This window comes from Terrabacter sp. R4-6 (assembly GCF_057529065.1).
The window spans coordinates 923,673-946,848 of the sequence record NZ_CP197224.1; the positions used below are offsets into that span (position 1 = coordinate 923,673).

At 73.4% G+C, this 23,176-nt stretch carries 19 protein-coding genes; 2 read left to right on the top strand and 17 right to left on the bottom strand.

Annotated features, from left to right (window positions below; all coding sequences use genetic code 11):
- Positions 1 to 11 precede the first annotated feature (11 nt).
- The 6 genes from hpf to ACSSS0_RS04355 all read right to left on the bottom strand — a co-directional run bounded on the left by hpf (position 12) and on the right by ACSSS0_RS04355 (position 6,932).
- A complete protein-coding gene (gene hpf, locus ACSSS0_RS04330; RefSeq protein ID WP_487230183.1) occupies positions 12 to 665 on the bottom strand; it encodes a ribosome hibernation-promoting factor, HPF/YfiA family in 654 nt (217 codons plus the stop codon).
- A gap of 269 nt (positions 666 to 934) precedes the next feature.
- Positions 935 to 1,816, bottom strand: coding sequence for a ComF family protein (locus tag ACSSS0_RS04335; protein ID WP_487230184.1), 882 nt, complete (start codon positions 1,814 to 1,816; stop codon positions 935 to 937).
- Positions 1,817 to 1,921: 105 nt separating this feature from the next.
- Positions 1,922 to 3,715, bottom strand: coding sequence for an LpqB family beta-propeller domain-containing protein (locus ACSSS0_RS04340; RefSeq protein ID WP_487230185.1), 1,794 nt, complete (start codon positions 3,713 to 3,715; stop codon positions 1,922 to 1,924).
- Positions 3,712 to 5,475, bottom strand: coding sequence for an MtrAB system histidine kinase MtrB (mtrB, locus tag ACSSS0_RS04345; RefSeq protein WP_487230186.1), 1,764 nt, complete (start codon positions 5,473 to 5,475; stop codon positions 3,712 to 3,714). The genes ACSSS0_RS04340 and mtrB overlap by 4 nt, the downstream gene beginning before the upstream one ends.
- A 1-nt stretch (position 5,476) precedes the next feature.
- Positions 5,477 to 6,154, bottom strand: coding sequence for an MtrAB system response regulator MtrA (gene mtrA, locus ACSSS0_RS04350; RefSeq protein WP_435985140.1), 678 nt, complete (start codon positions 6,152 to 6,154; stop codon positions 5,477 to 5,479).
- A gap of 232 nt (positions 6,155 to 6,386) precedes the next feature.
- Positions 6,387 to 6,932, bottom strand: a complete 546-nt coding sequence (locus ACSSS0_RS04355; protein WP_487230187.1) for a hypothetical protein — start codon at positions 6,930 to 6,932, stop codon at positions 6,387 to 6,389.
- A gap of 190 nt (positions 6,933 to 7,122) precedes the next feature.
- Here ACSSS0_RS04355 and ACSSS0_RS04360 point away from each other — a divergent pair, with 190 nt between their 5' ends.
- Complete coding sequence (locus ACSSS0_RS04360; protein WP_487230188.1) at positions 7,123 to 8,664, top strand: hypothetical protein; 1,542 nt, start codon at positions 7,123 to 7,125, stop codon at positions 8,662 to 8,664.
- A gap of 112 nt (positions 8,665 to 8,776) precedes the next feature.
- Here the strand turns inward: ACSSS0_RS04360 and ahcY are convergent, their stop codons facing one another.
- The 8 genes from ahcY to ACSSS0_RS04400 all read right to left on the bottom strand — a co-directional run bounded on the left by ahcY (position 8,777) and on the right by ACSSS0_RS04400 (position 17,370).
- The gene (gene ahcY, locus ACSSS0_RS04365) at positions 8,777 to 10,213 is read right to left on the bottom strand and encodes an adenosylhomocysteinase (RefSeq protein WP_487230189.1); all 1,437 of its coding nucleotides are present in this window, start codon (positions 10,211 to 10,213) and stop codon (positions 8,777 to 8,779) included.
- Positions 10,214 to 10,466: 253 nt separating this feature from the next.
- Positions 10,467 to 11,273, bottom strand: coding sequence for a hypothetical protein (locus ACSSS0_RS04370; RefSeq protein WP_487230190.1), 807 nt, complete (start codon positions 11,271 to 11,273; stop codon positions 10,467 to 10,469).
- Between the two features lie 353 nt (positions 11,274 to 11,626).
- Positions 11,627 to 12,568 carry a DUF808 domain-containing protein gene (locus ACSSS0_RS04375; RefSeq protein WP_435985136.1) on the bottom strand — a complete coding sequence of 314 codons (942 nt, stop codon included), beginning with the start codon at positions 12,566 to 12,568 and terminating at the stop codon, positions 11,627 to 11,629.
- A 42-nt stretch (positions 12,569 to 12,610) separates the two neighbouring features.
- A complete protein-coding gene (locus ACSSS0_RS04380) occupies positions 12,611 to 14,002 on the bottom strand; it encodes a mycothione reductase (RefSeq protein WP_487230191.1) in 1,392 nt (463 codons plus the stop codon).
- A gap of 95 nt (positions 14,003 to 14,097) precedes the next feature.
- Positions 14,098 to 15,246 (bottom strand): SIS domain-containing protein, encoded by a 1,149-nt coding sequence (locus ACSSS0_RS04385; RefSeq protein WP_435985134.1) that lies wholly within the window; start codon positions 15,244 to 15,246, stop codon positions 14,098 to 14,100.
- Positions 15,247 to 15,251: 5 nt separating this feature from the next.
- Positions 15,252 to 15,482, bottom strand: coding sequence for a Trm112 family protein (locus tag ACSSS0_RS04390; protein WP_435985133.1), 231 nt, complete (start codon positions 15,480 to 15,482; stop codon positions 15,252 to 15,254).
- A complete protein-coding gene (locus ACSSS0_RS04395) occupies positions 15,479 to 16,969 on the bottom strand; it encodes a phosphomannomutase/phosphoglucomutase (RefSeq protein ID WP_487230192.1) in 1,491 nt (496 codons plus the stop codon). Before ACSSS0_RS04395 ends, ACSSS0_RS04390 begins: the two co-directional genes overlap by 4 nt.
- An 8-nt stretch (positions 16,970 to 16,977) precedes the next feature.
- Positions 16,978 to 17,370: a DUF3499 domain-containing protein gene (locus tag ACSSS0_RS04400; RefSeq protein ID WP_435985131.1), complete on the bottom strand. Its 393-nt coding sequence runs from the start codon at positions 17,368 to 17,370 to the stop codon at positions 16,978 to 16,980.
- Positions 17,371 to 17,498: 128 nt separating this feature from the next.
- Between ACSSS0_RS04400 and ACSSS0_RS04405 the strand changes: the two genes are divergently transcribed.
- Positions 17,499 to 17,933 carry a metallopeptidase family protein gene (locus tag ACSSS0_RS04405; protein ID WP_435985130.1) on the top strand — a complete coding sequence of 145 codons (435 nt, stop codon included), beginning with the start codon at positions 17,499 to 17,501 and terminating at the stop codon, positions 17,931 to 17,933.
- A gap of 104 nt (positions 17,934 to 18,037) precedes the next feature.
- Here ACSSS0_RS04405 and ACSSS0_RS04410 read toward each other — a convergent pair whose 3' ends face one another.
- The 3 genes from ACSSS0_RS04410 to ACSSS0_RS04420 form a co-directional block, all read right to left on the bottom strand.
- Positions 18,038 to 19,504 (bottom strand): DUF5719 family protein, encoded by a 1,467-nt coding sequence (locus tag ACSSS0_RS04410; RefSeq protein ID WP_487230193.1) that lies wholly within the window; start codon positions 19,502 to 19,504, stop codon positions 18,038 to 18,040.
- A complete protein-coding gene (locus ACSSS0_RS04415; protein WP_487230194.1) occupies positions 19,501 to 22,629 on the bottom strand; it encodes a glycosyltransferase in 3,129 nt (1,042 codons plus the stop codon). The genes ACSSS0_RS04410 and ACSSS0_RS04415 overlap by 4 nt, the downstream gene beginning before the upstream one ends.
- Before the next feature lie 178 nt (positions 22,630 to 22,807).
- Complete coding sequence (locus ACSSS0_RS04420; RefSeq protein ID WP_020143018.1) at positions 22,808 to 23,074, bottom strand: WhiB family transcriptional regulator; 267 nt, start codon at positions 23,072 to 23,074, stop codon at positions 22,808 to 22,810.
- Between the last annotated feature and the right edge of the window lie 102 nt (positions 23,075 to 23,176).

Genomic DNA, 23,176 nt, shown 5'->3' on the forward strand with positions numbered 1-23,176 from the left:
GGAGCAGGGGTTCAGCCCGTGGCGGCGACGGCGGCGTCCGCGTCGGTCTCGAGGTGCAGCACCCCGTAGCTCCAGCCGCGGCGCCGGTAGACCACGCTCGGGCGGTCGGTGTCTGCGTCGTGGAAGAGGAAGAAGTCGTGTCCGACGAGCTCCATCTGGTTCACGGCGTCCTCGAGGGACATGGGCGCCGCCGTGTGGATCTTCTCGCGGACCTCGATGGGCGAGTTGCCGAGCGCACCGAAGCGCTCGAGGTCGTCGACCCGGCCGTCACCGGAGTCGCCGGACGAGGTGTCGTCGGTGGCCGCACCGTTCGCAGAGGCGTCGATGCGGGCGGTCGCCTGCGCGACCGACTCGGGGATGCGTCGTCCGCGGCTGACCTTGCGCTTGTCGTGCACCCGCCTCAGGCGGTCCATGAGCTTGTCCACGGCCGCGTCGAGGGCGGCGTACTTGTCGTCGAGACAAGCCTCCGCCCGGATCACGGGACCCTTGGCGTGGCACGTGATCTCGACCTTCTCGGACCCACGGGCGACCCGCTCGTGGGTGACGACGACGTCGATGCGGTGCACCTTGGGTGCGAGCGCCGGCACCTTGGCCAGTCGCTCGTCGAGCTGCTCACGGAATCGGTCGGGGATCTGGACGTGGCGTCCAGTGACGACGATCTCCACGGTTCCTCCTTGATCGCGCACGTCTTCTTCGTGCGGGCAGTGAGAGTGTTTCCGGGCCTCTGGTCACCTAGGACGGGCCCGCGGTCGACGCGGCACCACCCCTTCCTGTCGATCACGTCCCGGGAAGGCGGCCGGCAGGCCGTTCCCCGTGGGACGGGGGTCCACGACTCGACACTACTTGGGCCACGCGCCCACTGGAAGGCGTGCCGGGCATCCCCCTGCAACATCACATGCAACGGACAGGTCAGCGCGTCGCGGGACCCCGCAGGTCACCCGCGCGTGCGCTGGGTGGCGGCCAGGGAGGCGCCCACGACGGACCCGGCGCCGACCGTGCGCAGCGCCCTGGCCGCCTCGGCGAAGGTGGCACCCGTGGTCACGACGTCGTCCACGAGCAGGCATCGTCGTCCCCGGATCACGCTGTGCCACAGGGGAATCACGGACAGTGCCCCGGCAAGGTTCCCGCGGCGCTCGATCGTGCCCAACCCGGACTGGTCCTCGACCCTGCGCACGTGGCGCAGCGCGGGCGCGACCCGGAGCGTCGGGCCGGGTCGCCCGGCCAGCCGCGTGACCGCTGCCTCACACAGTCCCGTCATCGGCGTGTCGCCGCGCTCGCGCACGGCGCGTCGCGAGGAGGGCGCCGGGACGACGACCACGACCCCGTCGTCCCAGCCGACACCGGTCAGCGCCGCGTCGAGGGACGCGGCGAGCAGGGGCACGAGGACGGCCTCCAGGTCGCGTCGGCCCACGTCCTTCCACGCCGACACGGCGGCGCGGAGCGGGTCGGCGTAGACGCCCCAGGCGTGCACGGGCGGCATGCCGTCCGGGACCGGGTGCGGCACGACCCAGGGCCCACCGCCGTGCACGCGCACGCCGCCCGGCGCCACGGGCGTGTGCGTGGAGCGCCCGTCCGTGTCCTGCGACCCAGGTGCCCCGAAGGCCAGACGGACGAGGGCGGACTGACAGCGAGCGCACCAGACGGCGCCCGGACGAAGACACCCGCCGCACTCGCGCGGCAGGACGAGGTCGACGAGGTCGCTGTCACGCACCCGGGCCACGCCGCCCGACACGGCTGCCGCGACCGAACGCCCGAGCGCCGCGACCCCGACCTCGCGCGCCGGGCTCCCCTGCCCCGACCCGCGACGCCCTCGCACGGGTCCAGCCCAGCGCACGACGGCGCGCGGGTCGAGGCGTCCGACCGTGACTGGGGACGGCGACCGGCCGGTCCCGGGGGATGTGGACGGCCCGACGAACAGGCGTCAGCCGCCGGGGACGAGGACGTCGCTGCCGCGCTCGATGAGGGGCCAGTTGGAGCCGGCCCGGGCGAGGACCCGGTTGTCGCTCGTGACGATGATGAGGCCGCGAGGGCCGCCGACCGTCGTGATCGTCACCGCCCCGGGCACGGCGCTGAGACGCGCCGCCCCCGACCGCGTGCCGTCGACGCCCGCACCGATCGTCGCGAGCCACGCGCGCATCGCGTCGCCCTTGCGCACCTGGCCCAGCACGGCGTAGCCGATCGGGTCGAGCCACGTGACGTCCTGGATACGGGTCAGGGACTGCGCCTGGCGCAGGGGCTGCGCCAGCGCCTCGGGCTCGCCGTTCGTCGCCCTGACGATGCCGCTGAGACCGAGCTGCTCGTCGCCCCCCGACCGGTCGGTGGTGACGACGAGCACGCGCGCCGCGTCCGCGGCGACGGCGACGGCCTTGACCCGACGATCGCCGAGCCACGGCGTGCTGATCGGCTTCGGGGCGGAGTCGGGGTCGCTGGAGACGGAGTCGAGGACGAAGATCCGGTCGTCACCCTGCTCGTCGCTGCCGGCGATCCAGAGGTAGCCGTCGGCGTCGTAGACCGGTCGGATGAGCGAGGTCGCGAAGGGCGCGACCGACCTCGGCTGCTCGGTGGACCGCCAGATCGACAGGTCGCGCCGGTTCGCCGACACGGCGGCGACCTGCTTGCCGTCGACGGACAGGGCGAGGCTGCGCCACGTGTCGGGGATGCGCGAGATGTCCCCGTCCTTGGGCTTGAGGTCGGGTCGCTTCGCGTCCTGCGTGTCGGGCACGTAGCGCGGGTCGAAGCGCCGGAGGGCGTCGCCCGTGCGCAGCTGCGCGGTGTCGAGGAAGGTCTTGGGGACGACGTCGTAGCCGAGCTCCGCGGCCGAGGACACCGACGTCACGCCGCCGGGCAGCTCGAGCTGGGTGCTGTCGACGGCGAGCGACACCGAGCTCACGGACGAGATCTGGCTCAGGGTCTTGGTCAGCTGGGCCCACATCGCGGCGCGAGCGGCAGGGTCGGCCGAGAGGGCCTCGCTGCTGAGGTTGACCTGGGCCTTCCCGCTGGTGACGGGGACGGCGTTGACGGCCAGACGGGTGCCCGTTGGCACACCCGTGGTGACGGCGCCCGCCAGGTGGCCGGGGACCGCGCTCAGCTGGGCGCGGGCCAGGGTCGTGGCCAGCCGTGTCCCGATCGGGAACCACCGCGAGTCGGGCACGAGGTCCCGGCCGGTACGCGTGGCGTAGTGCACGACCCGGTTGACGTAGACGCGGTTGAACTGGTCGTTGTCGAGCCACAGACCGAACCCGGTGCTGGGCAGCTCGACGCGCCACTCACCGCCGACCTTCGTCAGGCCGAAGGTGACCTTCTCCCGGACGCCCGGTGGCTGCTCGACGTAGCGCCCGTCCGGCGTCAGTCGCGCGAGCGCGTCCGCGCTGACCTCGACGGTGTCGTCGGCCAGCCGGCGCACGGTCAGGTCGCCGTCGTAGACGACGACGTCCTCGCTCGACCACCGCCAGAGGTCGACCGACGCGGGCGCGAGGAACAAGCGCCCGGTGGCGTGGGTCTCGTCGGTGTCCTCGCCCGCCCGGAGGAAGCCGCGGACGACGGCCTCCTGGCTCGCACCGTCGACCGGGCCGACGGCGACGACCCGGACCGGCTCGTTGAGCACCTCGCCGAGGGCACGCCCCTCGACGACCGGGCCGGTGCTCGGCAGCCCGCCGCAGGCCGCGAGCGCGGTCGAGGCGACGAGCAGGACGCCGACCAGCCGGCGGGCTCTCACGGCGCGCGCTCCACGACGATGCGGCGCAGGCGCAGCGTGTCGTCGTCGGCGGGCCGACCCGGTCCCGACGCACCGTCGCTGCCCGCGCCACCCGCGCCACCCGCCGGGTCGCCTCCCCCGGCGGCGCGAGCCCGGGCGGCCTCGGCCGCGAGCGGGCTGAGCGGAAGCGGCGAGCTCGTGATCGTCGCGTCGGCCTGGCGGGGCAGCGTGAGGCGGAAGCACGACCCCTCGCCGCGGGCGCCCCACGCCTCGAGGCGGCCGGCGTGCAGGCGGGCGTCCTCGAGAGCGATGGCGAGGCCGAGTCCGGTGCCTCCGGTCGTGCGGGCGCGCGCGGGGTCGGCGCGCCAGAAGCGCGTGAAGACGAGCGCCGCCTCACCCGGACGGAGCCCGACACCGTGGTCGCGCACCGTCACGGCCACGGCGGAGTCGTTGGACCCGATCGTCACCTCGACGGGCTTGCCCTCGCCGTGCTCGACGGCGTTGGACACGAGGTTGCGCAGGATCCGCTCGATCCGCCGCGAGTCCATGTCGGCGACGACGGGGCTCGACGGTGCGTTGACCACGAGCTGGGTGCCCTTTCGGGCAGCCAGGGTGCGGTGCGCGTCGACGGCCCGCTCGACGCAGGCGAGCAGGTCGCTCGCCTCGACCTCGAGCACTGCGGCGCCGGCGTCGAACCGCGAGATCTCGAGCAGGTCGCTGAGCAGGGACTCGAAGCGGTCGAGCTCTCCGCGGAGCAGCTCGGCCGAGCGGGCCACGGTGGGTTCGAAGTCGCCACGCGAGTCGTGGATGAGGTCTCCGGCCATGCGGATGGTCGTGAGCGGCGTGCGCAGCTCGTGCGACACGTCCGAGACGAAGCGCTGCTGCACGCGCGAGAGGTTCTCGAGCTGGGCGATCTGCTGCTGGATGGAGGCGGCCATGCCGTTGAAGGATGTGCCGAGTCGCGCGAGGTCGTCCTCCCCCTTAGCCTGCATGCGCTCGTTGAGGTTGCCCTCGGCGAAGCGCTCGGCGACGGCGGCCGCGCGGCGCACCGGGTCGGCCACGAGCCGCGTCACGACGAAGGCGATGGCGCCGATGAGCAGGATGAGGGCGGCGCCGCCGAAGAGGAACGTCTGCCCGATGAAGCTGATGATCTCGCGCTCGCGGTCCATCGGGTAGATGAAGTAGAGGCCGTAGTTGCCGGCTACCGGGAGCACGACCTTCTGGCCGACGATGACGGCGGAGATGCTGTCGTTGCCCTGCTCGACGGTCGCGACCTGGAGGTGCTGGCGCTCGGGCTGGGCCGCGACCTGCTGGCGCAGCTCGTCCGGGATGAACCGGACCCCGACGCTGCCGCTCTCGATCGGTCCGACGATGAACGGCGAGCCGTTGTCGTCGAACCGCGTCAGCACGACGTAGCGCGTCTCGTTGCCGGCGTCGCGCCGGTAGGTGTTGATGAGCGTCGTCGCGAACTGCGTCAGCTTGGCCTGGGTGTCGGTCTGGTCGGTCGAGTCGAACTGGCCCTGCGCGTCGGTCGCGTCACGCAGGCTGTCCTCGGCGGCGATGCGCTGCCGGCCGTCGACGAGGCCTTGGGCGATCGAGCCGTAGAGGTAGGTCCCGACCGCGGTGAGCACGAGGATGCCGAGGAGCATCGTCACGACGACGACGCGGAAGCCGAGGGAGGCCCGCCACAGGTGGAGCAGCCGGCGCCACGCGCCGCGCAGCACCGAACCGACCCGCGAGGCCAGGCTCGCGGGTCCGGTGCGGGCCGCGGGCTGACTCATGTCAGGTCGGGCCGGCCTTGTAACCGACACCACGCACGGTCACGACGATCTCGGGCCGCTCGGGGTCGTGCTCGATCTTGGAACGCAGGCGCTGCACGTGGACGTTGACGAGCCGCGTGTCACCGGCGTGGCGGTAGCCCCACACCTGCTCGAGGAGCACCTCGCGGGTGAAGACCTGCCACGGCTTGCGCGCCAGCGCGACGAGCAGGTCGAACTCGAGCGGAGTCAGGGACAGCGACTCGCCGCCACGCTTGACGGAGTGGCCGGCCACGTCGATCTCGAGGTCGCCGATCGACAGCTTCTCGGGCGCCGGCTCGTCGCCGCGGCGCAGCCGGGCGCGGACGCGGGCGATGAGCTCCTGCGGCTTGAAGGGCTTGACGACGTAGTCGTCGGCGCCGGACTCGAGCCCCACGACGACGTCGACGGTGTCGGTGCGTGCGGTGAGCATGACGATGGGCACCCCGCTCTCGGCACGGATGCGGCGGCAGACCTCCATGCCGTCGAGCCCCGGGAGCATCACGTCGAGCAGCACGAGGTCGGGCCGCGACTCACGGAAGGCGCCGACCGCCTCGGAGCCGTCGGCCACGTGCGTGACCTCGAGCCCCTCGTTGCGCAGCACGATCCCGAGCATCTCGGCGAGTGCGAGGTCGTCGTCGACGACCAGTACCCGACCCTTCACGACACACTCCTTCCCGGGACCGCGGACCACGCGCCCCGTACGTCCTGACCAAATCATCACACACGCCTGACGACCTGCTGACGCTCCCGAGTCCCCGCCGGGGGTCGTATGCCGTCCGCGCGCCCCCGCGACCGCGTGCCGGGAGCGCGCCACACGGCATACGCCCTCGGGTCGCGACGAGGGGCCCCGACCGTGGTCGGGACCCCTCGTCGACAGGTGCGGCGTCAGGCGCTCAGCTCTGCGTGACGTACCACTTGCCGCCGATCTTGACGGCCTTGAAGCTCGAGACGACGTCGGCGGCGAGGGCCGGCTCGGTCGTGACGCTCTCGAACGTGGCGTTGTTGCCGCTGACGGTGGCGCCGCTGATCTTGAGGCCCTGGAAGGCCGCCCCGAGCTCCTTGATCTGGTCGAGCATCGGCGTGATCGTCTTGCCGCACGCGGCGGCGGCACCGGGGATGCTCGAGATGGCCTTGCCGCCGGTGGCCATGAGCTCGCACACGGTGTTGCCGTCGCCGGCGACCATGGCGCCGAGCCACGAGGTCATCGCGGCCTCGGGCGTCGACTGGTCGACGGGCCCGACGGTCGCGCTCGTCGTGCCGGAGGCGGTGGCGCCCGTGTCGTCGGTGGTGCCGGACGACATCGTGTCGGACGGCGTGGTCGCGCTCGAGGACGAACCGGCCGCGGTGGACGGGGTGGCTGCCGGGTCGACGGACTTCGAGCAGGCGGCGAGCGAGACGGAGAGGGCCAGTGCGAGTGCACCGGTCAGGAGCTTCTTCATGGAGGGTCCCTGCCAGACGGGTGGTCGGTGAGTCCCCCGATCCTCCCACGGGAGGGCGCCCGAGGAGCGCTGGGGAGCACCGGGAGAGCACCGGGAGAGCACGGCGCGACGTGTTCCCGGGACCCGCCACGCCGCACTCCAATCCGCCCAAAAGCCCTCGCTCCGTCCGGCGAGCGGGGATGATCGCCCGGTGACGAGCGACACGAGGGGAACCACCCCGGCCGCCGAGCTGGCACCGAACGACGACCGGGACACCGACCCCGGGAACGGCTCGGTCGACGGCGGCGGCGACGGCGCTGTCGACGGCGCGGTCGACGGAGGCCGGGAGGCTGCTCCGCGCGGACGGCGCGGCCCGCTGCCCCTCGGCGTGCGCCAGGCCCTGCCTGGCCTCGTCGTCCTCGTCGCCGTCGTCCAGATCGCCCGCCCGGTGAGCGACCCCGACACGTTCTGGCACCTCGCGGCCGGTGACCGGCTCCGCGAGACGTGGACCTTCAACGGGCCCGACCCGTGGAGCACGATGTCGACGCAGCCGTGGCGTCTGCACGAGTGGCTGCCCGAGCTGCTCATGAGCGTCGTCCAGCAGCTCCTCGGGCTGCCGGGTGTCGCGTGGCTGCTCCCGCTCGGCGGAGCCGTCATCGGCCTCACCCTGTGGCGCGCCACCCGTCCGCGGGCCTCGCTCCTCGCCTCGGCCGCCGTCACGTCCGTCGCGCTCGTGGCCATGAGCCAGAGCCTGTCGCTGCGCCCGCACCTGCTCTCGTTCGCCTTCGCCGTGGCGTTCACGGCCGCGTGGCTGCGCTCGGCGACCGACGCCCGCCCCCGGTGGTGGCTCGTGCCCGTCACGTGGGTGTGGGCCTGCACCCACGGGATGTGGTTCTTCGGCGTCGTCATCGGCGTCGTCGCGCTCCTCGGGATCGCGCTCGACCGTGCGGTGACCCGCCGGCAGTGGCTGCGCCTCGCGCTCGTGCCCCTGGCCTCCCTCGCCGCAGCCGCCGTGACACCGACCGGACCCGAGCTGCTCCTGTCGCCCTTCGCCGTCAACGAGACGACGCAGTTCATCGAGGAGTGGATGCCGCCGTCGCTCCGGCAGCCCGGCTTCCTCGCCTTCCTCGCCCTGGCCGGCACCGTCGTGCTCGTCTGGGCCCGCTCGCGGCACCGCGCCCGCTGGACCGACATCCTCCTCGTCGGGCTGGCGATCGGGCTGGCCCTGCTCTACAGCCGGACCGTCGCCGTCGGCGCCGCCGTCATCGCCCCGGTCGCCGCGGCGACCATCCAGGGCCTGCTCCCACCGGACCGCGAGCCCGTGACGCGGCGCGAGGTCGGTCTCACCGTCGGGCTCACGGCGCTCGGACTGCTCGTCGCGGCCCTCGTCCTGCCGACCCGGGCGGCCGTCCCGACGTGGGGGGCGAACGACCTCGACGCGCCCCTGTCGGCCCTGCCGCAGGGCACCGTCGTGTGCAACGACTACGGCGTCGGGGGCTGGCTCATCTGGCGGCACCCGAACGTGCGACCCACCATCGACGGACGCGTCGAGGTCTACGCGACGGGACACGTCAAGGAGCACATCGACTTCGAGCGTGCCGCCCCCGGCTGGCAGGCCTACGTGCGCCGGACGGGCTGCACCTACGCCCTGCTCACCAAGGGCCAGCCGGTCGTCGAGGCGCTGACGCAGCAGGCCCGGTGGACGGTCGTGCAGCGCGGCTCCGAGTACGTCCTGCTCCGCGCACCGCTCTGACCCGGCACCCTCCCCGCCCCCCCGGACACACGGATGCCGCCCACCTCGTGAGGTGGGCGGCATCCGTACGCCGTTGCCGGGCGCCCCGGTGCGGGGCGGGCGCCGGGTGGGCTCAGTAGCGGTAGTGCTCCGGCTTGTACGGGCCCGCGACGTCGACGCCGAGGTACTCGGCCTGGCCCTTGGTCAGCTCGGTGAGCCGGACGCCGAGGGCGTCGAGGTGCAGGCGGGCGACCTTCTCGTCGAGGTGCTTCGGCAGGGTGTAGACCTGCTTGGCGTAGTCGCCGGTCTTCGTGAAGAGCTCGATCTGGGCGATCGTCTGGTTGGAGAACGAGTTGCTCATGACGAAGCTCGGGTGGCCGGTCGCGTTGCCGAGGTTCATGAGGCGCCCCTCGGAGAGCACGATGATCGAGCTGCCCGACGTGAACGTCCACTCGTGGACCTGCGGCTTGATCTCGGTCTTCTGGATGCCGGGGACACGCGCGAGGCCGGCCATGTCGATCTCGTTGTCGAAGTGGCCGATGTTGGCCACGATCGCCTTGTTCTTCATCTTCGTCATGTGCTCGGCCGTGATGACGTCGTAGCAGCCGGTCGTCGTGATGAAGATGTCGGCGGTCTCGACGACGTCCTCGAGGCGGGCGACCTGGAAGCCCTCCATCGCGGCCTGCAGCGCACAGATCGGGTCGATCTCGGTGACGATGACGCGGGCGCCCTGGCCACGGAGGGACTCGGCACAGCCCTTGCCCACGTCGCCGTAGCCGGCGACGACGGCGACCTTGCCACCGATGAGGACGTCGGTGGCGCGGTTGAGGCCGTCGATGAGCGAGTGGCGGCAGCCGTAGGTGTTGTCGAACTTGCTCTTGGTCACCGCGTCGTTGACGTTGATGGCCGGGAAGAGCAGCTCGCCGGCCTCGGCCAGCTGGTAGAGGCGGTGGACACCGGTGGTGGTCTCCTCGGTGACGCCCTTGATGCCGTCGGCGACCGTCGTCCACTTCTGGGGGTCGGTGGCCAGCGTCTGGCGCACGAGCTCCTTGAAGACGCCGAACTCCTCGGAGTCATCCTCGGTCGTCGGCGGCACCTGGCCGGCCTTCTCCCACTCGCGGCCCTTGTGCACGAGCATCGTCGCGTCGCCGCCGTCGTCGAGGATCATGTTCGGACCCTCACCGCCGGGCCACGTGAGGATCTGGTCGGTGCACCACCAGTACTCGGGGAGCGTCTCGCCCTTCCAGGCGAAGACGGGGACGCCCTGGAGGTCGTCGGCGCTGCCCTTGGGGCCCACGACGACGGCCGCAGCGGCCTCGTCCTGCGTCGAGTAGATGTTGCAGGAGGCCCAGCGGACCTCGGCGCCGAGAGCGGTGAGCGTCTCGATGAGCACGGCCGTCTGGACGGTCATGTGGAGCGACCCGGCGATGCGCGCGCCCTTGAGGGGCTGGGCCTCGGCGTACTCCTCGCGGATCGCCATCAGGCCGGGCATCTCGTGCTCGGCGAGTCGGAGCTGGTGTCGGCCGGCCTCGGCGAGGCTCAGGTCGGCAACCTTGTAGTCGAAGGACATGAGTGATCGTTTCCTTTGATCGTCGGTCTGCAGACCCGGCGCGCCCCTCTGGGCTCATCTGGCGGGTCATCACCCACGCCGGCAGTCGCCCAGTCTAGCCGCGCGCCGCGCCGGCTCGAATCACCTGTCGAGCCCTGCCGGCTGCGTGTCCACCTCCTGCGGCAGCCACACACCCTCCGGTCGCCCACCCACCGCGCCCGGTGTGGCGCCGGCCTCGACGTGTGCGGCTGCGGTGGGGTGGTCGCCGGGCCGGTCAGGCGGCACGACGCGCAGCTCGGCGCACTGCGCTCTCGATCCGGCGTCGGATGCCGCCGGGGTCACCGAGCTGTGACCAGACCACGCGGACGACCTCGTAGTCCTCGTCGCGGATCGCGTCCTCGCGGACCTTCTCCGCGAAGAGGGGGTTGTCGGCCGGCAGGCCGGTCATGACGCCGCCCCCGCCCGGACGGACGGCACCTGCGGCGGGGCGGTACTTCACCGGACCGTCGAACTCGAGGACGACGGGATGGTCGTCGAGCAGTGCGTCGACCCGCTTGCGCCCCTGCCTCGTCCGGATCCACACCTGGGGCGTCGCACGGATCTCCAGCCCGCGCAGCACCGCTGCGAGCCGGGTCTCGCCCGGTGACTCGTGCCGGCCGTCCGCGTGGGCCAGCGCAGCTCGGACGGGCGCGATCCCGGTGCGACCCGCGAACACCCGGAGCGCCTGCTCGATGCCCTGCGTCGTGACGAGCTCGGCGTGCAGCGCTGCGTCGGCGGCGATGAGGGCGTCCATCGGGCCGTTGAGGATCCCGGTCTGCACCACCGCGACGGCGATCGGCAGGACGGGTCCCGCCGTGGTCTCGCCGACGTGCGCTGCCGGTAGGGCGGGATGCACCCGGTAGCCCTGACGCGACCTCGACCCGCGGTCGCGGACCCGGGTGAGGTGCACGAGCGAGAGGTCGGCTCGCCAGACCGGGATCCCGACCGCGAGCAGCCGCGAGTGGTGGCTGGCCACGACCCGGCCCTCGAAGTGGCGGAGCAGCGCCCGCAGGCTGAGCAGGTGCCGGTCGACGGCGTCCACCGGCTCACGGGTGGCGGACCCGCCGCGAACGAGGCGTGCAGGCGCCCGTCCCGGCAGAGCCGCTCGATGTCGTGCGAGGTCAGGCCGACCTCGTGCAGTCGGGCGGCGTCGACGACGTCGTCGTCGCAGTGGGGCACGAGAGCCGGTGCGAGGTCCATGCCGTCAGGGTGCCCGCCACGCGCCGCCGTCCCCGATGCTGCGGCCCCCGCTGTGGACACCGGCGGGTGCCGGGACCGGGGTGTGGACGGAGGCTCGAGGCTACCCCATACTCGGGAACACACCTTGTGGACAGCGGCACACGGCATACGCGGTGTGATCGACCCCGAGGTGCGCGGCTGGACCACGCAGGCGCGTCAGTGCGTGGTCGCGGCCTCGTCGTGCTTCTTGCGGCGCGGGATGACGTGCAGGACCGCGACGACGACGGCGCCGACGACGAGACCGATGAGGGCCGACGCGAGGGTGTTGACGACCCACGCGAGGAAGCCACCGATGCCGGCCACCCCGGCCACCCCCTCCTCGAGGTGGTGGACGAGGTCGTAGAGCGCGTGCCAGCCCAGCTCGTCGACGCCGACGAGCAGGATGTGGCCACCGACCCAGAGCATCGCGGCGATGCCGACCGTCGACAGGACCGAGAGCAGCTTCGGCATGCCCTTGACGAGGCCGCGGCCGATGCGCTGCGAGGCGCCCGACTCGCGCTGGGCGAGGTGCAGGCCGACGTCGTCCATCTTGACGATGAGGCCGACGACGCCGTAGACGAGCGCCGTGATGAGCAGGGCGACGATGACGAGGATGATGAGGCGGGAGACGAACGGCTCGGTGTCGACCTCGTTGAGGGCGATGACCATGATCTCGGCCGAGAGGATGAAGTCGGTCCGGATCGCGCCGGAGACGACGGCCTTCTCGTCGACCTCGCCGGGCTCGGGCTCCTCCTCCTTGTGACCCGAGACGATCTCCCAGACCTTCTCGGCGCCCTCGTAGGCGAGGTAGGCGCCACCGACCATGAGGATCGGCGTCAGCAGCCACGGCACGAACTGGCTGAGCAGCATGATCACGGGGAGGATGATGAGCAGCTTGTTGCGCAGCGAGCCGAGGGCGATCCGCTTGATGATCGGCAGCTCGCGCTCGGGCGCCAGGCCCTGCACGTAGCGCGGGGTCACGGCCGTGTCGTCGACGACGACACCGGTCGCCTTGACGCTGGCCTTCGCGGCGGCCGCGCCCACGTCGTCGACGGACGCCGCCGCGAGCTTCACGAGTGCCGCGATGTCGTCGAGTAGCGCTACGAGTCCGCCTGCCATGGCGTCATCCTAAGGTGGTCTGGGAGTCGGCTGGGAACGTGCTCAGGCCGGGTCGTCGAGCTTCAGCCCGAGCAACGCGTTCTCGACGACCTCCGCGAGCGCCGGGTGGATCCAGTACTGCCCGCGGGCGAGGTCGTGGACCGTCGTGCCGAACGCCATCCCCTGCACGAGCGGCTGGATGAGGGAGGTCGCCTGGGGACCCATGAGGTGGGCTCCCAGGAGCAGGCCCGTCGTGGGGTCGGCCACGAGCTTGCAGACGCCCGTCGTGTCCTCCATGGCCCAGCCGTATGCCGTGTCGCCGTAGGCCTGGACGTAGGCCGTGTGCGCGCGTCCCTGCTCGACGCACTCCTGCTCGGTGAGCCCCACGGTGGCGACCTGGGGGTGGCTGAAGACGCCGGACGGCACGTTGTCGTGCGGCAGTCGGCGCAGGTCGTCGGGGTGCACGAGGTTGTGCGCGATGGTCCGCGCCTCGGCGTTGGCCAGGTGCTTGAGCTGGTGGGGAGCGCTGATGTCGCCGAGGGCCCACACGCCCGGGGCTCCCGTGCGGCCGTAGGCGTCCACCTCGACGCGCCCGTCGTCGAGCAGGGTCAGACCGCCGGCATCGACACCGAGCCCGGCGCTGTTGGGCACGCGACCGGTGGCGACGAGCAGCAGGTCGGCGTCGACCGCGGTGTCGTCGTCGAGGCGCAGCCGCACTCCCGCTCCCCCGGCGCCGACCTCGACGGCGGTGACCGTCGTCTCGGTGCGCACGTCCCACTGCTCGCGGGCCACGTCGGTGAAGCGCCGCGCGATGTCGGTGTCGAGGTGACGCAGCAGCAGCGACGACCGTGCGACGACCGTCACGTGCACCCCGAACGAGGCGAAGACGTGGGCCATCTCGGCCGCGATGAAGCCGCCCCCGATGATGGCGAGCCGCTCGGGCAGCGCGTCGATGCGCATGATCGTGTCGGAGGTGTGGAACGGCACGCCCGACTCGGTGACGACGTCGGGCACGACCGGGTGGGCGCCCGCGGCCACGACCACCTGGTCGGCCGTCAGGGTCTCCTCGCGGCCGTCGCCGAGGTTGACCGTGAGCGTCCGCTCACCGGTGAAGCGCGCGTGCCCGAGGTAGGCCGTCGTGTTGGGGCCCTCGACACGGTAGCGCCGCCCACCCTCCGAGATGGGGTCGATGCGCCCGAAGACGCGGTCGCGGACGTCGGTCCAGCGCACGCCGTCGAGCGTGGCGTCGACGCCGTAGCGGCCGGCCTCGCGCACGTCCCGCGCGAGGTCCGCGGCGTAGACGAACATCTTCGTCGGGATGCAGCCGACGTTGAGGCAGGTGCCGCCGAACGTCCCGCCCTCGATGATCGCGACGCGCTTGTCGTCGAAGTCGGGGGTCACGAGCGAGTTGCCCGAGCCGCTGCCGATGATGGCCAGGTCGTAGTGCTCCGTCACCGTGGCAGCCTACGTGGGAGACCCGACCGACCCGGGACGGCGTCCGCTCCGACGAGGCCGGCACACGGCATACGCCCTCGGTGGTGGCGGAGGGCTCAGGCGCCCCGCGCGCCCCGCAGCAGGCGCACGTGGGGCGAGTTCGCGGGGTCGAAGCCGAAGCCGAGGGCGAGGTAGGTCGCGGCGAAGTCGGTGAGGGCCACGTGGTGCGCGAGGCGCAGCAGGGGGTCGGCGGCGGGGGCGTCGACGAGCGAGACCCGGACTCCGGCGTCCTCGGCGACGGACACGACGGTGTCGGCGAGACCGTGCCGGTCGCCCGGCGAGGTGTCGCGCAGCATGATGAGCCGCAGCGGTGGCCGGCTCGGGCCGTCGAGGAACGGGTCGGCGAAGATGTCGTCGCTCCCGCCGCCACCGGACTGGCCGGGGGCGAGGGGACCGTCGAAGCACGCGACGATCTGGCTCGCCGCGTCGGGGAGCGCGCCGTGGGCGACCGGCACCCGGCCCGTGCGGCCGAACATCGCGGCCGCCCGGCGCGCGGTGACGTCGCCGAAGGGGCCCTCGCCGAGCACGATGGGCGTCGACTCGGCGAGCTCGGTCGCGAGCACCTTGGCGGGGTTGACGAACGACTCGGACGACGGCCGCGCATCGGTGGCCGCGCGGTCGAGCACGTCGGCGAGCTCCGCGAGCGTCTCGCGGCTGACGGACGCGATCCCCATGGCGTCGGCGGCGAGCAGCGCCGGCGTGGCCTGGGCCCACACGGACGTGCGCGACGACGCCCCGTCGACCGCGATCGGGACGTGCACGCCGTGGGCCCGCGCGCAAACCTCGGACAGCGGCGACTCGGCCGCCCCGACGGTCACGAGGAAGGCGCCACGCCGCGCCGCCTCGGCGGCGAGGGCGAGCGTGCCGGCCGCACGACCGGACTGGGACACGGCGATGACGACGTCGAGGGCCCCGACCCAGCCGGGCAGCGACCCCGACGAGCAGCTCTGGACCGGCAGCGCCGAGGCACCGCGGGACACGGCCTCGAAGAGGTCGGCCACGGCGACGGACCCGCCGGCCGCCGCGACGACGACCCCACGGGGCTCGACGTCACGCAGACGGTCGAGACCGGCCTCGGCCGAGGCCGCGACGGTGCGTCGGACCTGGGCGCCGGCGCCGGCGAGGGCGCGCAGCGTGTCGCTGGAGTCGAGGGAGCTCAGGGCGCCCTCGTCGTCGAGGCGGGCTTCGTCGAACACGGCGCCCACGGGTCTCAGCCGTCGGTGCGGCGGGCGAGGTCGACGAGGAGGACGGGGACGCCGCCCTCGACGGGGTAGGCGAGGTGGCAGGTGTCGCAGCGCAGCTCGGCGGTCTCGGTCTCGGCGGTCTCGGTCCCGGCGTGCTCACTCGCGGCGTGCACCGCGTCGACGAGCTCGCCCTTGCACTGCGGGCACCGGAGGATGCCGCGCAGCCACGGCTCGATGGTCTGCTGGCTGTGGCTCACGAAGCGTCTCCTGCGTCCTGGGCGGTGGTGGACCCGGTCTCGTCGCTCGCGGCGGCGCCCGACCGGATGAGGGCGAGCAGCTCGTCGCGCACGTCCTGCATCGTCTCACGGTCGGCGGCCTCGACGTTGAGCCGCAGGAGCGGCTCGGTGTTGGAGGCGCGCACGTTGAACCACCACATCGGGGCCTCGCCCTCGGGGCTCGTGACGGTGAGCCCGTCGAGCTCGTCCGTGCCGGCTCCGCGCACCTGCGCCCATCCGCGCACCTGCTCGACGACGGCGGCCTGGTCGGTCACCGTCGAGTTGATCTCGCCGGACGCGACGTAGCGCTCGTACTCGTCGCAGAGGTCGGACAGCGGGCCGTCCTGCTCGCCGAGGGCCGCGAGCACGTGCATCGCCGCGAGCATGCCGGTGTCGGCGTACCAGAAGTCGCGGAAGTAGTAGTGGGCCGAGTGCTCGCCGCCGAAGACGGCTCCGGCGCGGGCCATCTCGGCCTTGATGAAGGAGTGTCCGACGCGCGTGCGCACCGGGGTCGCGTCGTGCTCGGCGACGATCTCCCGCACGGCGGCGCTGGAGATGACGTTGTGCACGATCGACACCTCGGTGTCGCCACCCTCACGGGCCCGGAGGATCTCGCGGACCGCGACGAGCCCGGTGACGGCGCTCGGCGAGACGGGCTCGCCGTCGGCGTCGACGACGAAGCAGCGGTCGGCGTCGCCGTCGAAGGCGAGGCCGATGTCGGCGCCGTGCTCGCGCACGGCCGCCTGCAGGTCGACGAGGTTGGCCGGGTCGAGAGGGTTGGCCTCGTGGTTCGGGAAGGTGCCGTCGAGCTCGAAGTAGAGCGGGACGATCTCGAGCGGCAGCTCGGGCAGGCCCCCGCCCGTGCCGAGCACGGCCGGGACCGTGTGGCCGCCCATGCCGTTGCCGGCGTCGACGACGACCTTGAGCGGGCGCGAGCCCGACAGGTCGACGAGGCCGCGCAGGAAGGCGGCGTAGTCGCCGAGCAGGTCGCGGGTCGTCACCGAGCCGGGACCGCCGGCCGGGTGCGCGAGGCCCGTGCCGCCGTCGAGCAGCCACTGGGCGAGGTCGCGGATCTCGGCGAGGCCGGAGTCCTGGCCGACCGGGCGGGCCGCCGAACGGCACAGCTTGATGCCGTTGTACTGCGCCGGGTTGTGGCTCGCGGTGAACATGGCGCCGGGGAGGTCGAGGGCCCCGCTGGCGTAGTAGAGGCCGTCGGTCGAGCAGAGCCCGATGACGGTCACGTCGACACCGCGCGAGGTCACACCGGCGGCGAAGGCCGCGGAGAGCTCGGGCGAGCTCGGGCGCATGTCGTGGCCGATGACGACCCCGCTCGCTCCGTCGGGGACGGCGACGACCTCGGCGAACGCGGCGCCGATGGCGTGGGCCACGTCGGGCGAGAGCTGGTCGGGCACGATTCCACGTACGTCGTAGGCCTTGACGAAGTCTGCGAGGTGGGGCACGCCGAACACCCTAGTGGTCAGGAGTCCTTGAGGATGCGCAGGTGTCCGCGGCGGCCGGACTCGACGGCCCCGGACTCGGCCTCGGCGTTGGCCTGGCCCCGCGAGGTCGTGCGGGCCTCGCCCGGGCGGCTCGTGCGGGGACGCCCGGCCTCGCGCACGGCGTCGGCCAGGGCGAGGAGGTCGTCGGCGGCCAGAGCCGGCTCGGGGAAGTCGCCACCCACGCGCACGACCTCCCAGCCACGAGGCGCGGTCATGCGCTCGGCGTGCTCGAGGCACAGGTCGTACGTGTGCGGCTCGGCGTACGTCGCGAGCGGGCCCACGACGACCGCACGGTCGGCGTAGGCATAGGTCAGGGTCGCGACGGCAGGACGGGCGCATCCCGTCTTCGAGCAACCACGTGTCAGACCCACGATCCGGGACTCTAGTCCGCCCTCCCGAAGAGGACGAATCACCACGCCGTCCGAGCACGAGATGACTGAGGACGTATGCCGCCGGGTGGCGTCCGCGCTCCCCGCGCGGGTCGATCTAGAGTGGGGACGTGGACACCGCCTCGCCCCGCACGCCCGGGCGTCGTCGTCGGCGCGACCGGCACGGTCGTGGCCGGCGGGGGCCCCTCGCCTGGCCACCGGTCCCCGCCATGACCTCGCGCCGCGACGAGTTCGACGACTTCGTGCTGGACGCCGCCGCCCGTCTCGAGGCGACGTGCGGGCGCGCTTTTCCCGCAGTGGAGTTCGCGGTCGAGGACGTGCCTCGTGGGCCCGCCCCGTGGGACCACCGTGAGGTGCCGCTCGGGCGCCTCTACCCGGCGACGAGCGCCCGTCCGGCGCGGATCGTCGTCTACCGCCGCCCGGTCGAGACCCGCGTCACCGACCGCCGGGACGTCGCTGCCCTCGTGGCCGACATCGTCACGGAGCAGGTCGCCGGCCTGCTCGGGGTCTCGCCCGAGGAGCTCGACCCCGGCTTCGGGGAGTGACCCTCCGCCCACCGGCTCCCGGCCGCTCCCGACCACTCCCGACCGCTGCCTACGGGGCCGGTGAGCGTCGGCGCGTGAGGCGCCGACGCCGGTGACCCAGGTCGCTAGTTGCGCACCTGACGCACCGGCACCGACAGGGCCCGCACGGGTGCGTCGCTGAGCGAGGCCACCGAGAAGGACGGGACTCCCCCGTCGACCCCGGCCACGGAGACGGCGCCTCGCAGCGTCCCCTTCGTCGGCACCACCCACACGCCCTTCGCGCCCTTCGCATCGACGGCGACGGTCGAGTCGGCGGGCACGTCGACCGTTGACACCTGGGCACCGTCACCGGAGCCGAGGCGCACCTGCGCCGTGGCGGGAGCCGAACCTGCCGTCAGGAGAAGGCGTTTCGTCGTGCCGTCGAGTCCCGGAAGCAGGACCCCGGCGACGCCACGCAGCGCCGGGGTCGCGGGAGTCCAGGCGAAGTCGCCCATCTGGTCACCGGTCGTCGCGCGACGCTCGGTCCAGGCCGCCGCCACGAGCGGCTGGTCGGACCGGACGCCCAGACCCATGGCCGCCGCGTTGGACGGGATGGCCACGTCGAGGGTCGAGCCCGCGGGCACGCGCACGGCCCGGAGGGCCTCGGGCTGGACCGCCCCCTTGTCGGTGAGCAGGCGCACCTGCGCCAGGGCCTCGGTGGTGCCTGGGTTGGCCAGGCGCAGCCAGATCCCGCCACCCGTCTCGACCCCGGGCACGACGAGGTCGGTGCTCGGCGAGGCGGCGCGCGTCGAGTCGTCGATGCCGCGCCCGGTGGCCCCGAGGATCCACTGCTCGTCGAGCACGGCCGACACGACGCCACCGGTGGCGGTGACGTGAACGACCGGGCCGGCCTCGTCCGGCGCGACGGCGTCGAGCGAGACGACCTCGCGCGAGAGCGGGGGGATCGAGATGCTGCGGTCGCCCGCGGCATCGACGGGTCCCCCACGGCCCAGGACCTCGAGGGAGACGGAGACGGCGTTGGCGCCGGGGTTGCTGACGATAACGCGCTCGGTGCGCGAGGGGCCTGCGCCGCCGCCGACGAGCCACACGTCGGACGACGGCAGCTGGCACGGGGTCACGGCGAGGCCACGGTCGTCGTCGCCGGTGTGGCGCCACACCTGGGTGGCGACGAGGCCGGGCGCGAAGGCGCCCCGCGCCCTCGCGATGACGACGTCGGGCGCCGTGGTGCCGGCCGAGACCGCCTCTCCGCGGTCGGAGCTCTGGGCGAGGCCGGTGGACGACGGCCCTCCGAGCAGCGCGACGGTGCCGGAGCCGTCAGCCGGGGCGCCGGCGACGACGCCCTGGTCGGGGGTCCCCGCAGCGACGGTGACGGTGCCCTCGACGTCACGCAGCCCGGTCGCACCGAGTCGCTGCTGGCCCGGGCACACGAGGGAGGCCTCGTCGAGCAGGACGTTGGAGGACTCGGGCAGGCCGGCCTGCTCGCCCGGGGTCGCGAGCTGGACGGAGCCGCTCACCCGGGTGGCGCCGACCGCGAGGCCCGCCGCGACGAGCGCCACGGCACCAGCCCGGACCATGCCGGACACGTTCGTCATGTGCGCCTCCTCGAGCGTCGGTTGCCGAAGGGCACGGCCATGAAGACGACGAAGCCGAGCAGCAGACCCTGAGCGAGGCGCCACCACGGCTGGGCCGCGTTGAGGTCGATCTCGAGGTCGCCGGCCGTGGGCGGCACGGCATACGTCGGCTGGGCGGTACCGGCCACGGGGCTGAGCTCTCGCCCGTCGAAGGTCACGAGCGCCTGCTGGGACCACTCGGCGGGCTCGGCCAGGACGACGAGACGGGCCGCGGTGCCGGCGGGCAGCGTCGTGTCGACCGCGGCGTGCGGTCCGGACGTGGGCACGACCTGCAGCAGGGCGCCGTCGGCGTCGACGAGCCGGGCCCGTGACGGTGCGGTCGCGGCGACCCCGCCGTCGGCGGCCGGCAGCGGTTGGACCTTCCAGAGGATGCCGCGCTCGCTCGTGCCGAGCCTGCTCAGCCCCTCGGAGGAGTCGAGGCGGCGAGCGAGGGCGGAGTCGGCCGTCGCCCGCACCTGCACGAACCCGACGCCGAGGCGCGCGAGGGCGGTGGAGTCGAGGGAGTCGGCACCGCGGCCACCGACGAGGTTGGCCACGGCGTCGACGAGCGGTGCGTCGTCGGCGTCAGGCGTGCGGTCGAGGTCGCGCAGCAGCTCGCCCGGCTCCTGACCGGCCAGGACGAAGTCGACGACGTCGTCGGACGGGCGCAGGAGCAGCAGGCGGTTGCCCAGCGGTCCACGGCCCTGCTCGATGGCGACGGCGGGCAGGGTTGCCTGCCCGACCGAGAGCGTGCGGCCGATGCCCTGGATCCCCCAGGCAGCGGCGCCGGCCAGGACCGGGACGACCGCCAGCGTCGCGGCTGCGACGGCAGCGGCAAACCCCCGGCGACGACCGGGACGGACCAGCGAGGCGAGCACGGGCCTGCTGCCCGCCAGCACGCCGACGAGGAGGCCGGCGAGCCAGAGCTGCACGCCCACGCCGGCCCAGAGGTGGGCGGCGGCGGACTGCCCGATGCCGGTCTCGGCAGAGCCGAGGACGACCCGCTCGGAGACGAGGGCCACGGAGAGTCCGAGCAGCGCGAGCACCCCGCCGACGAGCAGCCCGACGGACTCGGCGCGGGTGCGCCCGCGCGTGGCGAGGCCGATGATCCCGAGGACGACGAGCGGCGCACCGAGCCACACGGCCCAGCTGGTCGCACCCGGCTCGCCGAGGACGTGCGCGAGCACCCCCCACGGGCCACGGTCGTCGGAGGTCGCGACCAGGCCGGGTCCCGACAGGAGCAGACGCGGGTCCTCGACGAAGCGCGCCACCCACGGTCCGAGGAGCGCGGTGGGCACGACGAGCAGCACGAGTGCGCGGGCCCGGCGCAGGCCGGGGCCGAGGACGAGCAGCAGCAGGGCCGCCACGAGCGACAGCGCCAGGAGCGGCGGCGCAAAGGCCCCGAGCACGGCGGTCGCGAGCGCCGTCGCGAAGGCCGCGGTGAAGGTGCCGTCGCGGCGGGCCGCGAGGCAGAAGCCGGCGAGGACGAAGGGCAGCAGCACGTGCACGACAGCCACGCCGACCCGGCCCTGCGAGATGCCGGTCGCGGCGACACCGGCCGTGCCCCAGGCGAGGGCGACCAGCGCCCTGGCCACGCGCGAGGAGGTGACGACACGACCCGCGAGGTAGGCCGACCACGTCGCGAGCAACGGGGTGAGGAAGAGCAGCCAGGCGATGGTCACGCCGGCGCTCGAGCGGCTCTCGGCGACGCCGGGGACCCGCTCGGCGAGCCACGTCAGGGCGGAGAGCACCGCGAGATGCGGGCCGGACTCGGCTCCGGTGCCGAGTCCCGCGCCGTGCCAGGCGTCGCGGAACGCGTGCCACAGGCCGGAGGCGTCGGTCGTGACGGGCCGCAGCTCGCCGCCGGCGACGCCGGCGTTCGTGGGCGAGAGGGCCCCGGCCCGGACGGCGTCACGCCACGCGGCCGTCGTCGCGACGAACACGGCGAAGACGGCGATGAAGCCGGGGTGCGTGACGATGCGACGGGGCAGGGAGGCGGGCAGGTGGTCGAGCGACTCGGAGTCGTCGGCGACGGGACCGGTCTCGGTCGTGAGGGCCGCCTCGCGCCGCGCGCGGGTGCGCTCGGGCGTGATGGCGTCCTGGATGTGGTCGATCGTGGTGCGCGCAGCCACCGCCGGCGCGACGAAGAGCGTGCCGAGGTGGTCGCGGCGCAGCCGCTTGGTCCGGCGTCCGCGCCAGCGGGCTCCGAGGGTCGCGAACGGGTGCAGCAACGCGCTGACGTCGGTCAGCTCGCGCCAGGCCTGCCTCGGCCGTTTGGCCACGAGCAGCGTCAGCGACGAGACGAAGGCGGACAGGGCCATCCAGACGGCCAGGAACGGCGCGGCCAGCGGTGAGCACCGCGCCAGCGTGACCTGTCTGGCGGCTCGGCGGCCGCGGCGCTCGAGCTCGCGCGGCCGGGGGACGCCGGGCCGCTCCCCGTCGATGCCGGCGGACGCGTCGCGGACGACCGCTCCCGGCACGACGATGACGCGGTGACCGGCGAGCTGGGCCCGCCAGCCGAGGTCGAGATCGGCCCCGTGCTCGACGAACGCGGGGTCGAAACCCCCGATGTCGTCGTAGGCGGAGCGTCGCACGAGCATGCCGCTCGTGCTCACCGCGAGGACGTCCGCGCGGTGGTCGTACTGGCCCTGGTCGGCCTCCCCGCGGGCGGGCGAGGCGAGCCGGCGGCCCGTGCGGGTGATCTGGATGCCCATCTCGACGAGCCGTCGCGGGTCGTCCCAGGCGACGATCTTGGGACCGGCGACCCCGACGGACTTCGAGCGCAGCCCTGCCTGGAGCAGCTGCGCCAGCGCGTTGGCGCGCGGCACGGTGTCGTCGTGGAGCACCCACACCCAGCTCGACGAGGCGTCGGCGCCGACGGGGAGCGCGGCGATGCCGGACTCGATGGCGCGCCCGATCGGCACACGGCCGTCGAGACGCACGATCTCGACGGACGGGATCGCCCGGCGCACGCCGGAGTGGGCGCGCGCGATGGCGTTCGACGTGTCGCTGCTCGCGACGTCGACGATGACGAGCCGCGCTGGCGGCAGTGTCTGGGCGGCCAGGCCGTCGAGACACTGCGCCAGCCACGCAGCTCCGTTGTGCACGACGACGATCGCGTCGACCGTTCCGTTCGGTCGCTGCCCGGTGGAGGGAGGGGCGGACAACGACACGGACGACGCACTCCCCGCGCCAGCGGGGGTGCTCAGGTCTTCGGCGAGCTCGTCGGGCACAGCGGCTACCTGCACCCGGACACCAGCGAGGTGCCGGGCTGGAACCTCACGATCAGACCGCGCGCTTCTTCAGCTTGCGGCGCTCTCGCTCGGACAGTCCGCCCCAGATGCCGAATCTCTCGTCATTGGACAGGGCGTACTCGAGGCACTCGGATCGCACCTCGCAACCCACGCAGACCTTCTTGGCCTCGCGCGTGGAGCCGCCCTTCTCCGGGAAGAACGCCTCCGGGTCGGTCTGGGCGCAGAGCGAACGCTCCTGCCAGGAGAGCTCACCCTCCTGCTCGCCCGTGTCCGACCAAACCACCATCAACTCGTGCATGACCCCTCCTCGACCCTGACTGCACTTTGTGTCAGCACTGTCGCACCGAGCGGCACCGTTCTCCGGAGGTTCCGGACAAATACGTCCAAGAGTCCCAGCGAT